We start from the raw sequence: 12515 nt of genomic DNA, 5'->3' as shown, positions 1-12515 counted from the left end.
TTAATTATATTTATTCATCAAAAACTGGCTGCTCTTGCCTGCAATAAAATCAGCAATCACTTGACTGCTAGCAGCAAAGGCAGCATCCATTAATTTTTGCTGGTCGCCATCAAAGGGTGACAGTACCCATGAAACTACACTCGCTTCTGTTGCATTGTCCGGATGGCGGATGCCAATCTTTAACCGGTTGAAATTGCTGCTGCCCAGATCACGAATAATGCTCTTGATGCCATTGTGACCGCCTGACTTGCCGCCTGCACGAATACGCAATTTGCCTAAAGGCAAGTCCATATCATCATGGATAATGAGAATGTCTTCGTCCGCAATTTTAAAAAAGCGGGCAAATTGAGCAACTGAGCGACCAGAATCATTCATAAATGTCTGCGGTTCAAGCAAGATCACATTTGTTCCCATGACTACTTGTTTAGTATACCTGCCAGTGAATTTTTCTCGTTCCAGCTGCAGGTTACTTTGCTTTAAATAGTAGTCAAGTGCCATAAATCCTGTATTATGTTTAGTACCATCATATTTTTGGCCCGGATTTCCCAGACCCGCAATTAATTTCATTGTATTTCCCCTCATTTTTAGTCGTATTAATGATAGCACATTCGCTCGCTTTCAATTACTTTGGACTATTACACTTTGATTGCACCTGACAAAAAGACTTTTTAATTCCAGGTGCAAGTGCTAAACTTAATTGATCAAAGTTTGATTTTTAATGTTTATTTAATAGAATTATTGTTTATGGTATAATTATTGGGAGTAATTTTATCAACGGAGGCTGTATCATGCTTATCAAATCTTTAGTTATTAAAAAAGATTACCTCACCACGGTTAACGAACACGCTACACTTGAAGAAGCACTTAAAATTTTGGAAGACTCAGGTTTTCGATGTGTGCCGATTTTAGATGATACGGGTACTATTTTCCGGGGCAATATATATAAGATGCATATATACCGCCACAAGTCACAAGGCAAAGACATGAGCCTGCCTGTAACTTACCTGCTTAAGAATGCTACTAAGACTATCAAAGTAAATTCGCCCTTTTTCAAAGTATTCTTTACCATTAAGGACTTGCCTTACATTGCAGTCTTAGACGAAAGTAGCAAGTTCTATGGTATTCTGACCCACTCCCGCCTGCTTGACATGCTGTCAGATGCTTGGAACGTGAAGAATGGCTCTTATGTCTTAACTGTATTAACCGATAATTCACGCGGCAATTTAGTTAAAATGGCCAAAATCATTAGCAAGTACACTGTGATTGCAGGAACGATGAGCTTGGACGCTTCCAGTACTGCTAAAAGCGCAAACACCGTGCGGCGCATTCTTTTCACCTTGCCAGCTGGTGTAACAGAAGATACTTTAAAGACAATTGTCAAGAAGTTGGAGAGCAAGAGCTACGTTGTAGCTGAAATCGAAGACTTGCAAGCTGGAATGACTATCATGAGCGATGAAAACCCTGGTGTCTATCTCAGTGAACCACTAGACAACTAGCTATAAATCAAAACATAAAAAGACATTGCTAATTGAAGCAATGTCTTTTTTGTATCTATTAATCTTCATAGTATTCACGCGGCAGACGGTCATTAAGCAAGCAAGCAACCTCATAGTGGATAGAATCCACGTAGTCAGCCGCCTTCTTAATGCTATTGGGTGCTGCTGGATCATTTGAAATCAGAACCACTTTGCTTCCTGCCGGCATCTCTTGGGGCAAACGTACCATTAGTTGGTCCATGCAGATGCGGCCCACAATGGGACAGTAACAGTCCCCAACCTTGACCTTAAAGCCTTGGAACTTGCGGATAAAGCCATCAGCATATCCAATTGGAACAGTGCCAATTACCTGCTCTTCGTCTGCAATATAGGTTGAACCATAGCCTACTCCCTGACCCTTGGGAATCTTGTGCACCTGAACCAGTTCACTTTCAAGTGACAAGGCTGGTGTAAGTTCAACACTCATTGCAAGGTCAGGGCCATTAGGATTAGAAGAAGGATTGAGTCCATATATGCCAATACCAAAGCGAACTAAGTCGCTATGCACTTTTTTGTTATAAACACTGGCTGCTGTATTGTCAACATGAATCCACTTAGGCTTCAGCTTCAACATGCTCTTGAAGTGGTCAAAGCGGTTAACTTGGCCCTGAAAGTATGAATCGTCGCTGCTATCAGCTGAAGCAAAATGGGTAAACATGCCCTCGACCTCAAAGCGAGGATTATCGCGCAACAAGTTGTTCGCAGCAAGAAAGTCTCGATCCTGGTTAAAGCCGATACGGCCCATACCCGAATCAATAGCCAGATGAATTTTAAGACACAGATCGGCTTGGACGTGTTTCAGCTTCTGGTCCGCTGCTTGCAACCAATCTAGATCAGGTACAGTTAGTGAAATACCATTTGCTGCCGCTAGCGGGGCATATGCTGCTGGCGTCACGCCCAAAACCAAAATTGGCTGGACAATACCAGCATGCCGCAATTCCAGTGCCTCATCCAAAATAGCAACACAAAAGCCACTAGCGCCAGCCTTGAGGACCTCGCGTGCGACCCTTACTGCACCGTGACCATATGCGTTTGCCTTGACGACCGCAAATAGCTTCTGTCCAGGTTCTAAGTGCTTTACTTCACGTTCAACGTTATGTCTAATTGCAGTTAAATTTACTCGCACAGCCGCTGGGCGGTGTATTCCTGGTACCATTTCTACTTCTCCAATACAATTAAAGTGACTATTTCATGATTATCGTGAGTAATACTAGGAAAGATCTTCCCTTTAAATTTAGATGAAGTGGTCACTGGATGACCTAAATCATCCCATAATGTTTCAACGTCCTGCAGACCAATGTCTTTGCCTAACCCTGTACCCATTGCCTTGGAAAAAGATTCTTTAAGCGAAAAGCGTCCACCTAAATATTCTACTTTTCGCTTGCCCTGCATCTTTTCGTATTGAGTAAATTCTCGTGGGGTCAGCGCTTTGCGTGCAAATCCATCGCCCTTAGCAACGATCTTGGCTACGCGTTCAACTTCGACCGCATCTATTCCTACTCCAGCAATCATTTCTATCACCTCACTTAAATTATAATACCAAAAAAGAGTTGCACTTTAATACAACTCTTTTTTAGTAAAATTGTTAATCTTTTTTATTCTTGATTACAAAGCTGTGGCCGCCACCTGAACGGTGTGAGTTGTTACCACGATATCCGCCACGGTTATGATGGTCGTGATCGCCACCGCGATAACCACCATGATCACGATGGTCGCGATCGCCACCACGGTAGCTGCCGTGTCCATGACCACTATGACCATATCCACCACGACCGCCGCCACGATAACCACCATGGCCGCCGCCATGACCATATCCACCACGACCGCCACGTCCGTGACCGCCATGATTTGGAAGAGGTTTTTGTGAACTAATGTTGACTTCAACATCCGACGAATCCTTGGATAAATTCTTCAAAAATGCAGAAACAAGATCGACTGCAGAATAATTCTCCAGCAGCTCGCTTGCATCGTCAGTGTACTTGGAAAGGTCTTCCTTCATCAAGTCTTCGATCTTGGACTTGGCAATCTTAAGTTGACCATGCAAAGCTTGGTCATCTGTTGGTGGTGTCAAAGGCATCATCTTTTTCTTAGTCAATTGCTCAATCGTCTTCATGTAACTCATCTCACCTGGTGTTACAAAGGTAATTGAGTTGCCGTTCTGACCAGCACGGCCAGTACGGCCAATACGGTGAACGTATGAATCTGGATCTTGAGGAATGTCATAGTTGTATACGTGGGTAACGCCTGAGATGTCAAGTCCACGAGCGGCAACATCAGTTGCTACAAGGATATCAAGCTTGCCAGCACGGAAGCGTTTGAGAACACTAATTCTACGGGCTTGCGATAAGTCGCCGTGAATCCCAGCTGCATTATAGCCACGAGCCTGCAGACCCCTAGTAACTTCGTCAACGCGGCGCTTGGTCCGGACAAAGACAACAGCTAAGTCAGGACTTTCAACGTCGAACAAGCGGCACATGATGTCAAATTTTTCTGAATCTTTGGCACGTACATAGTATTGGTCAATCAGGTCAGCAGTTAATTCTTTAGCCTTGACCTGCACAATCTCAGGATCGTGCATGAACTTTTCACTAATGTTGAGGATTGGCTTAGGCATCGTTGCACTGAACAGCAAGGTCTGCTTGCGGTTCTTCACATAACTCAAGATACTTTCGATATCTTGAATAAAGCCCATGTCAAGCATTTCGTCAGCTTCATCTAAGACAATGGTGTTGACATCTTCTAAGTTGACCGTCTTGCGCTTTAAGTGGTCAAGTAACCGACCAGGCGTACCCACTAAAATAGCTGGCACATTATTCTTTAAAGAACGAATCTGGCGACCAATATCAGCACCGCCATATACTACCTGAACACGGGCGTGCTCATCACGACCTAAGCGGAAGAGCTCTTCTTGAGTTTGGATGGCCAATTCACGCGTTGGTTCAATAATCAACGCCTGAATTACCTTATTATGGTTATCTAAGTTTTGCAAAATGGGCAGGGCAAAAGCAGCCGTTTTACCGGTACCTGTCTGCGCCTGACCAATCACATCTTTGCCTGCTAAGGCAAGTGGAATTGTCTGTTCCTGAATTGGAGTTGCTTCTTCAAATCCTGAACGTTTGATGGCCTTTAAAAGCTCATCGTTTAAACCTAATTCCGTAAATTTCACTAAATTCTCCTTATCTAAGCCGCTCTACCACTTTTTCGAGGTGCATCCCATGCGATCCTTTGAGGACAACTATGTCGTGCGGCTTAATATCATTCTTCAGATCAGCTATCATACGCTGCATCTGGTCTTTTGGGTAATAATGCAAATGTTCTGGCCCGTAATTGCGCTTTAGTGCATCAGCTAAATTGTTCATCTCAGAGCCAAATAAATATATTTCGTTAATCACTTGGGGATCAAGGCAGTCAGCCAAGTCACGGTGCAGGGCTGCGGATCTTTGACCTAATTCTAGCATGTCACCCAAGACAGCGATTCGTCTGCTGCCTTCAGGTACTTGAATTTGACCAAAGCTAGTCAAAACTGCACGTACAGCGGTTGGGTTAGAGTTATAGACATCACTCATAATATCTTCGCCAACGTCGCCTTTTTCCCATTCCATCCGGTTTGCAGTTGGAGTAAAACTGGCTAAAGCAGATGCAATCTCTTCGTCGCTTTCACCGAAGTGTCGACCAACACACAATGCTGACAATGCGTTTGATACATTGTGCTTGCCAATCATTGGGATGGTAAACTTGCACGCTGAATCAGCAACAGTAAAGGTGGCATGGTGCTTATAGCTGCTAAAAGAAGTTGCATAAACTTGATCATCTTTAGCAAAACCAAAGGTGACCCTTGTCTGGTTAATGCGGGCAGCACGTTCGCGCAAGAGTGGTTCATCGCCATTATAAATGAACTCGCCATCCTCACGCAAAAAGTCCGTAATTTCCATCTTGGCATCAGCAATTTGTGCACGCGACCCCAAAAACTCAATGTGGGCTTCTCCAATCATCGTAATTACAGCTACATCAGGGTGGGCCAACTCGCTCAATTGGTGGAGCTGGCCAGCATGGTCCATCCCCATCTCGAGCACTAAAATTTCCGTGTTGGGTTTCATCTCCAAGATGGTCATCGGCACGCCAATTTCATTGTTAAAGTTGGCATCCGTCTTATGCACATTGAAGCGCTTAGCCAAAGCTGCAGCCGTCATGTCCTTGGTGGTGGTTTTGCCATTTGAACCGGTAATACCTACAACCGTTGGATTGACCTTGCTCAAGTAATACTGGGCCAGCTTCTGCATGCTGCTGAGAGGGTCTTTGACCTCAAGTACTGCAATACTATCTGGCTTTCCAGGATGACCCTTTTGCCAGAGCGTTGCTTTTGCTCCCTTGCTGATTGCGCTATTGATAAAATTATGGCCATCTCGTTCACCTTTCAGTGGGACGAATAAGCCGCCTTCTTCTATCTTACGCGAATCAAAGGCAACAGAAGTAATAACAGTTGCACAATCACCCTCACAAGTTGAACCAATTGCCTTGGCAATTTCTGCTAGTTGCATTTTCATCTATTTTTCTCCTAGCTAAAAAGAAATTTCAGTAAAGCAACGACAATGTCTGCCTCAACTTAGTATAACATTTCAGAGCTTTACATAAAAAAGCAGCCCCAATGGGACTGCTTCCACCAGATCAAAGATACTACTTATTTTTCATACCATACTTCTTGTTGAACTTGTCGATCCGTCCATCGGCCTGAGCAAACTTCTGCTTGCCAGTGTAGAATGGGTGCGAGTCTGAAGTGATTTCAACCCGAACTAATGGGTAAGTTTTACCTTCGAAATCTACTGTTTCCTTTGACTTAATGGTAGAACCAGCAACAAATTTAGCACCTGTTGCGGAATCCATAAAGACAACTTCTTGGTAATCTGGATGAATGCCTTGTTTCATATTATTACTCCTTTGCCATGACCTTATTGCAAGCCATAGATTAATCGATTAACGGTTTCTACTGTAACATTTTTACCAGCAAAGTTCAAGACCTAATTAAATTGGCAAGCACGTCTAGTTCAAAACGATGTCATCAGGTCTCACTTCTTTGCCAAAATATGGTTTGAGCTCTTGCTCATAGTCACTGGTGAAAAACTTGTGCTTGTTCAATTTACTGATTTCCTTGTTGGTCCAACTTAAAAGTGACTTGTTGCCCTTTTTAACAGCTGGACTAATGAATTGCTTGGGACCAATACTTTTAATACCGACCGTGTAATTGGGATTGCGCTTTACCCAGGCATAGAGGTAGGAGTTGTCATCAGCCAAGGCCGCAGCACGCTTGTTTTTGATAGCGTTAAACTGCTGGGTCTTGGAATCAAACTTAAGCAGGTCAACATTCCCCTTCTTGGTGAAGTAATTCTCAGCCGTTGTTCCCTTGGTTACAATCACGTTCTTGCCCTTCAGCTGGCTTTGGCTGCTGATGGCGGCCGTTTTAGGCGAAATCACGCCAACCGATACCTTCATATAAGGGCGGGCAAAGTCAACAACCTGCTTGCGCTCCGGTGTCACCGTGAAGTTGGCTAGAATCAAATCAGCCTTGTCAGAATTCAAAGTGTCTACGCGGTTGTTGGCATTAACCTGGACAAATTTAACTTTAACGCCCATATCTTTGGCCATTTGCCGAGCCAAGCGAACATCATAACCGCGCCGCTGACCATGGTCATCAACCCAGCCGTATGGTGGCAAGTCACCAAACACAGCGACTCTGAGGGTTCCCCGCTTTTTAATGGCAGCCACGCTGCTCTCATTTTGATTAGCATTGTTGCCAATTGACCCTTTAATTCCAAAAAAGGCTGCAACCGCCAGAATCACAACTACCAGTATGCCAATGGTGATATTCCTCGTCTTATTCTTCATCGTTTACTCCTTAAAATTCCATACTGCTTAAAAAGTCCTGTGCCCTATCCGTCTTAGGGCTAGTGAAAAAGTCCTTGCCTGGTGTATTTTCCAAAATTCGGCCATCTTCTAAAAATAAAACTTGGTCGGCAATCTGTCGTGCAAAGTTCATTTCATGGGTTACGATAATCATCGTCATGTGGTCTTTTTTGGCTAAGTCTGCCATGATTTGCAAAACGCCGCGAACCATCTCTGGGTCAAGTGAAGCAGTGACCTCATCAAAGAGCATGATTTCAGGATGGAGGGCTAGAGCCCGTACAATTGCAATGCGCTGCTTTTGACCGCCTGATAATTCTCGGGGGTAAGAATCAACATATTCGTCTAATTCTACCCTCTTTAGCAAGTTGATTGCTTCAACCCTGACCTCTTCTTCAGGCCTCTGCTGAACCTTGACTGGTGCGAGCAAGATGTTTTCAATCACTGTCAAATTAGGAAAGAGGTCGTAACTCTGAAAGACCATGCCAATTTTTTGCCGCAAAGCTTGCCAGGTCTTGCTTGATCCATCTACTTTTTTGCCCTTGAAGTAAATAGCCCCGCTGCTATATGCTTCAAGACCATTTAGGCACCTAATTAGGGTGCTTTTGCCAGAACCAGACGGGCCTAGCAAAGTCAGCACCTCACCCTTGTGCAGGGTCAGGTTAATGTCATGCAGAGCCTGCCAGTCACCATAATACTTGTTCAAATTTTCAACTCGTAAAATTTCTTCTGTCATTTTCCTTACCTCTTCTGCTTGGCAGCCAAGCGCTTTGCCCAAAGGGACAACGGATAATCAATTGCAAAGTACAAAATAAAGATCAAGCCGTAAATCCAAAAAACTGCAGTTGGATACTGCTGGTTGTTGGCTTCAATAATCTGCTGGCCAATTGCAATCACGTCCATGATGCTGATCATCATGAGCAGCGATGTCGTCTTAATCACCCGTGTGGCCAGGTTAATAGTAGCTGGTAGTTCTAGTTGCATTGCTTGGGGCAGTAAGACATAGCGAAATAATTGGCTGGTGCTTAAACCCAGTGCTTGACCGGATTCTTTTTGCGTAATAGGTACTGACTCAATGGCTCCGCGCACAATATCGCTGAATTCAGCTGCCACCCATAGTGAAAAGGCCAAAACCGCCATCCAGCTGGCTGGCCAGTTGATATGCAAGCTCCGCGGCAAAATATAGTAGACCAAGTACAGCAAGACAATGGTAGGTACAATCCGGAAAAATTCCAAGTAAGCCCGTAAAATAAAGCGGACAATTTTGTTAGGCAGGGTCCGTAAAATACCAAACAGGGTTCCTAGCACTAAGCCAATTAATAAGCTGAGCGCAGCAATCCATACCGAGGTCCAGAGACCTTGCAGTATTCGAGCAAGGTTATTGCCAGCAAAGAAGACGTTAATTGCCGAATGTCCCATAACGCACCTTCCTCTCCACATAATTTAACAGTAAGATCACTGGAACCAGAATAATTGCATAGGCAATGACCAACACCAGCAGGTATTCATTAGACCGATAATACATCCCAATCAAGTCCAAAGCAGTATTAGTCAATTCGGGGATCGCAATGACTGAAAAAATCGATGTCTCCTTAATCAAGAAAATAATATTAGCCGTTAAGGCTGGCATGCTCAAAGCAAAGCCCTGTGGAAAAACAACATAACGCGCTAGTTGCAAATCATTCATTCCTAAGGCTTTACCATCATCGATTTGAGTTGTACTAACACCAGCAAAACCACCAGTGAAGCCTTCAGCCATATAGGCCCCACCTAAGAACACCAATCCAATAATGCCACAAACCTGGGCCGACATTTTCAAGCCAATAACTGGAAAAGCATAGTACAAGAAGAACAATTGGATCAATAGCGGCGTGTTGCGAGCAAGCTCTACGTAAATTGTCAAAACCTGTTCCAATACAGGGACTTTAAAATACTGCACCAAACTGGTAACCAGACCAACGATGATTGAGCACACAATGCCTACACACGATAGCCAAAGGGTTAATTCAAAGGCCTTTAAAAAAATAGGCAAACTCTGTGTAATTATCTGCCAGTTCATTTTTACCTCCCACTTTTAAGTAGACGACCTGGTTTCATAATCAGAACACCAAGCACAGTCAGATAAACAAAAAATCTACGAATCAAGCTTATTCACAGATTTACCATAATAATTGCCAGCATAACTGCTACAAGTGAAAGACCAAGCTCCCCCAACTAATTTCATTAGGAATCACTAGTACTGCTCCCCTTTAATAGCTGGTCTTGCCTGCTCCCTGCTTCCACTTCCTTTTTGTTAGCAACTATAAGTGTCTATCATGCTAGGCGTTCACTTACTTTTTGTCAATTATTTGATTTGGTCACTCATTCACAATATTCAAGTCTGCATACAAAAAAAGGCAAGCATTCTCAAATAATCTTGAGGTCTGCTTACCGCTTTAACAGCAATATTTTTAGCTATTTTTCAAATGATTGACAATTTTTTAGTTGATTTCCTTTTGGTAGGGAATTGAGGGCTGGGCCCCATAGCGCTGTACCGTGATTGATGAAGCATGATTAGCATAGGTAATTGCTGCGAGCAAGTTGGAAAGATCTGGCTTGAGCTGGCTCGCCATTGCCCCAATGAAGGTATCACCCGCCGCTGTTGTATCAAGCGCCTTAACCTTGCATGCTGGAATCAACTGACTTTGGCCTTGCCAATCATAAAAGGCACCTTTAGAACCGATAGTGATGATTACTACGGCCACACCCCAATCATGAAGCTTTGCTGCTGCCTGCCGGGCACTAGCCTCATCGACCACCTTCACGCCGGTAATTGTTTGCGCTTCAGATTCGTTTGGGGCAATAATATCAGTTAACTCTAGCAGTTCTGCTGGGATTTCTTTCATTGCAGGAGCTGGGTTCAGAATGGTCTTAACGCCGGCTTTACGGGCTATTTCAAAGCCCTTAATCGTTGCTTCAAGTGGGGTTTCAAACTGGGCAATGACAAAGTCGGCATCCGTAATCAGCTTGCTCTTCACAGCAACTTCAGCTGCGCCAAGGCTTGAATTGGCGCCTGCATAGATGGTAATGGCATTTTGCCCCTCATCATCAACTGTAATAAAGGCCTGTCCAGTCGACTCTTTGGCAACCACGTCAATGCCCGAAATATTAATACCTTCTTGCTTAAGCAGACTAAGCATCTCTTTTCCAGGTGCATCATTGCCGACCCCGCCAATGAAGCTAACGGCACAGTTGGACCGTGCAGCAGCAACTGCTTGGTTAGCTCCTTTACCTCCAGCTGCAGAATAATGTTCTTTAGCATGAATGGTTTCGCCAGGTTGGACCATCCGCTCAACCCGCAAGTTAGTATCCAAGTTAATACTGCCAATTACTGTAATTTTGTTCATATCTTCTCCTTTGCCTGAGTATAAGGAAATGTAGACCTTTGCTTTACCAAATAATACCACATTCGTCTCCACTTTGACTTGTTTCAGAGAAAGTATGAATCCTGCTTTAAAACTTTGTTAACAAAATTTCATTCTTTTTATTTTAGACATCATAGCCTATAATTACAAATATTAATCCGTACCTATTAAGGAAGCACTATGAAAAGACAACTCAACTTTTTTGCCGCGTTGGCAACAATCATGGGTACCATGATTGGTGGCGGCACTTTTTTTAAAATTGCCAACGTATCAGCTTTAACTCACAATGCTTGGCTTAGCATCTTGGTTTGGCCACTTGCAGGCTTTGTTACGCTGATGGCTGGACTCTCAATTGCAGAACTGGCCTCTGTTTTTCCAAAAGATGGCGGACCGGTCAAGTACCTAGAGGCCATTTATGGACCTAAAGTCGCCTTTTTATTTGGCTGGTCGCTCATTATTGTTTACTATCCAGCTAACATCGCCGCCTTGTCCATTGTCTTTGCCACACAGTCCAAAGACATCCCTATTTTTAAGGGCCTATCAACAACCGTCATTGCCTTGGTAGTGATGCTGACGGTTTTGTTCATCAACTGGATGGGGTCAAAATTGAGCTCGCAAGTGCAAAAACTCGCTCTCGTTATCAAGCTGCTGCCAATTGCTGCTATCATCTTGTTCGCCCTCTTTTATGGTGGACCTAACCAACTGACTGGAGCCCCTGCTCCGAACGTCAATTCAGCTTCAAGTGCGGCTGCCTTTGGTCAGGCGCTTTTGGCTGTCCTCTTTGCATATGATGGCTGGTTGAGCATCGGCAACCTCGCCAGCGAAGTTAAAAATCCATCTAAAACACTGGCTCAAGCCATAATATGGGGATTGTTTGGCGTTACTATCTTGTATACGTTAATCAATTGGAGCTACGTCAAAGTAGTTCCCTGGGTACAAGTGGTTGGCAACCAGACGACCGCAATCTTAACGGCTAAGAAGCTATTTGGCAGCTTAGGTGGGACACTCATTACAATTGGAATTCTAGTATCAGTCTTTGGGGCCATTAACGGGCATCTCTTGCTAGGCTCCCGCATGCCTTATATCCTGGGGCACGAAAAGAAATTGCCAGCAGCTAACTTTTTTGGCAAGTTGAATTTAAAAACCATCGTACCAACCAACAGCATGCTCTTTGAATGCGCAATTGCTGCCGTTATGGTCTTTTCGGGAACTTTCGACTTTTTGACTAACATGTTAGTCTACGTTTCCTGGATCTTTTCGATTCTGCTCTTTAGCGGCGTCTTTATATTGCGGCGACGTAAACCAAACTTGGTGCGGCCATACAAGGTTCCTTGGTACCCACTCCCGCCAATCTTGGCCATCGCTGGTGCACTCTTCATAGTAATTAGTACCAGTATTTCCCAGCCTGTTTTAGCCGTTATCGGTATTTTGCTGACGCTAACTGGTTGGCCAGTCTACCTTTATGTTCAGCGCAAAAGCAGCTATGAAGAGAGACCAGACAAAGATAATTAGGATACAATTAAGCTACTATTATTGCTTTTTAAAATCAATCGAGCTTGCCTGAAGGTAAGCTCTTTTTGTAAAAAATTCACATATTTACTGGCCACTTTTAATTAGTAAGTGCTTCTATTTGCGAAAATAATTTAATAAGCCTATATTAAAAATGAAAGAGATTAGAGGT

General features: G+C 43.8%; 13 protein-coding genes. 2 read left to right on the top strand and 11 right to left on the bottom strand.

The window, feature by feature from the left end; translation table 11 throughout:
• Positions 1–567 (bottom strand): aminoacyl-tRNA hydrolase, encoded by a 567-nt coding sequence (gene pth, locus AC2JF7_RS05420; RefSeq protein WP_500727680.1) that lies wholly within the window; start codon positions 565–567, stop codon positions 1–3.
• Between the two features lie 221 nt (positions 568–788).
• Here pth and cbpA point away from each other — a divergent pair, with 221 nt between their 5' ends.
• The gene (gene cbpA / locus AC2JF7_RS05415; RefSeq protein WP_500727679.1) at positions 789–1496 is read left to right on the top strand and encodes a cyclic di-AMP binding protein CbpA; all 708 of its coding nucleotides are present in this window, start codon (positions 789–791) and stop codon (positions 1494–1496) included.
• A 58-nt stretch (positions 1497–1554) separates the two neighbouring features.
• On the opposite strand, the gene alr is transcribed toward cbpA, so the two are convergent.
• From alr to rbsK, 10 genes are all read right to left on the bottom strand, one after another.
• On the bottom strand, positions 1555–2691 hold the full coding sequence (alr, locus tag AC2JF7_RS05410) for an alanine racemase (protein WP_500727678.1): 1137 nt from the start codon (positions 2689–2691) through the stop codon (positions 1555–1557).
• A 2-nt stretch (positions 2692–2693) separates the two neighbouring features.
• Positions 2694–3047: a holo-ACP synthase gene (gene acpS, locus AC2JF7_RS05405; protein ID WP_500727677.1), complete on the bottom strand. Its 354-nt coding sequence runs from the start codon at positions 3045–3047 to the stop codon at positions 2694–2696.
• A 73-nt stretch (positions 3048–3120) separates the two neighbouring features.
• Positions 3121–4701 (bottom strand): degradosome RNA helicase CshA, encoded by a 1581-nt coding sequence (cshA, locus tag AC2JF7_RS05400; protein ID WP_500727676.1) that lies wholly within the window; start codon positions 4699–4701, stop codon positions 3121–3123.
• 10 nt (positions 4702–4711) lie between these two features.
• On the bottom strand, positions 4712–6079 hold the full coding sequence (locus AC2JF7_RS05395; protein ID WP_500727675.1) for a UDP-N-acetylmuramoyl-tripeptide--D-alanyl-D-alanine ligase: 1368 nt from the start codon (positions 6077–6079) through the stop codon (positions 4712–4714).
• A 130-nt stretch (positions 6080–6209) separates the two neighbouring features.
• Entirely contained in the window at positions 6210–6458 is a 249-nt protein-coding gene (locus AC2JF7_RS05390; RefSeq protein ID WP_500727674.1) for a type B 50S ribosomal protein L31, read from the bottom strand.
• Between the two features lie 114 nt (positions 6459–6572).
• Positions 6573–7415 (bottom strand): transporter substrate-binding domain-containing protein, encoded by an 843-nt coding sequence (locus AC2JF7_RS05385; protein ID WP_500727673.1) that lies wholly within the window; start codon positions 7413–7415, stop codon positions 6573–6575.
• Positions 7416–7425: 10 nt separating this feature from the next.
• Complete coding sequence (locus AC2JF7_RS05380) at positions 7426–8166, bottom strand: amino acid ABC transporter ATP-binding protein (protein ID WP_500727672.1); 741 nt, start codon at positions 8164–8166, stop codon at positions 7426–7428.
• A gap of 5 nt (positions 8167–8171) precedes the next feature.
• The gene (locus AC2JF7_RS05375; protein WP_500727671.1) at positions 8172–8849 is read right to left on the bottom strand and encodes an amino acid ABC transporter permease; all 678 of its coding nucleotides are present in this window, start codon (positions 8847–8849) and stop codon (positions 8172–8174) included.
• Positions 8830–9489, bottom strand: a complete 660-nt coding sequence (locus AC2JF7_RS05370; protein WP_500727670.1) for an amino acid ABC transporter permease — start codon at positions 9487–9489, stop codon at positions 8830–8832. Before AC2JF7_RS05370 ends, AC2JF7_RS05375 begins: the two co-directional genes overlap by 20 nt.
• Before the next feature lie 421 nt (positions 9490–9910).
• Positions 9911–10816, bottom strand: a complete 906-nt coding sequence (gene rbsK, locus AC2JF7_RS05365) for a ribokinase (RefSeq protein WP_500727669.1) — start codon at positions 10814–10816, stop codon at positions 9911–9913.
• Positions 10817–11014: 198 nt separating this feature from the next.
• Between rbsK and AC2JF7_RS05360 the strand changes: the two genes are divergently transcribed.
• Positions 11015–12346: an APC family permease gene (locus AC2JF7_RS05360; RefSeq protein WP_500727668.1), complete on the top strand. Its 1332-nt coding sequence runs from the start codon at positions 11015–11017 to the stop codon at positions 12344–12346.
• Positions 12347–12515 lie beyond the last annotated feature (169 nt).

It is taken from the genome of Lactobacillus sp. XV31L (assembly GCF_059900865.1).
Note: the sequence above shows the minus strand (reverse complement) of the source record. Positions and strands in the feature narration are given on the sequence as shown.

Coding starts and splice junctions, on each gene's coding strand:
- AC2JF7_RS05390 (WP_500727674.1), bottom strand. CDS start 6,458: ATGAAACAAGGCATTCATCCAGATTACCAAGAAGTTGTCTTTATGGAT.
- AC2JF7_RS05360 (WP_500727668.1), top strand. CDS start 11,015: ATGAAAAGACAACTCAACTTTTTTGCCGCGTTGGCAACAATCATGGGT.
- AC2JF7_RS05395 (WP_500727675.1), bottom strand. CDS start 6,079: ATGAAAATGCAACTAGCAGAAATTGCCAAGGCAATTGGTTCAACTTGT.
- rbsK (WP_500727669.1), bottom strand. CDS start 10,816: ATGAACAAAATTACAGTAATTGGCAGTATTAACTTGGATACTAACTTG.
- AC2JF7_RS05375 (WP_500727671.1), bottom strand. CDS start 8,849: ATGGGACATTCGGCAATTAACGTCTTCTTTGCTGGCAATAACCTTGCT.
- acpS (WP_500727677.1), bottom strand. CDS start 3,047: ATGATTGCTGGAGTAGGAATAGATGCGGTCGAAGTTGAACGCGTAGCC.
- cbpA (WP_500727679.1), top strand. CDS start 789: ATGCTTATCAAATCTTTAGTTATTAAAAAAGATTACCTCACCACGGTT.
- AC2JF7_RS05370 (WP_500727670.1), bottom strand. CDS start 9,489: ATGAACTGGCAGATAATTACACAGAGTTTGCCTATTTTTTTAAAGGCC.
- AC2JF7_RS05380 (WP_500727672.1), bottom strand. CDS start 8,166: ATGACAGAAGAAATTTTACGAGTTGAAAATTTGAACAAGTATTATGGT.
- AC2JF7_RS05385 (WP_500727673.1), bottom strand. CDS start 7,415: ATGAAGAATAAGACGAGGAATATCACCATTGGCATACTGGTAGTTGTG.
- pth (WP_500727680.1), bottom strand. CDS start 567: ATGAAATTAATTGCGGGTCTGGGAAATCCGGGCCAAAAATATGATGGT.
- alr (WP_500727678.1), bottom strand. CDS start 2,691: ATGGTACCAGGAATACACCGCCCAGCGGCTGTGCGAGTAAATTTAACT.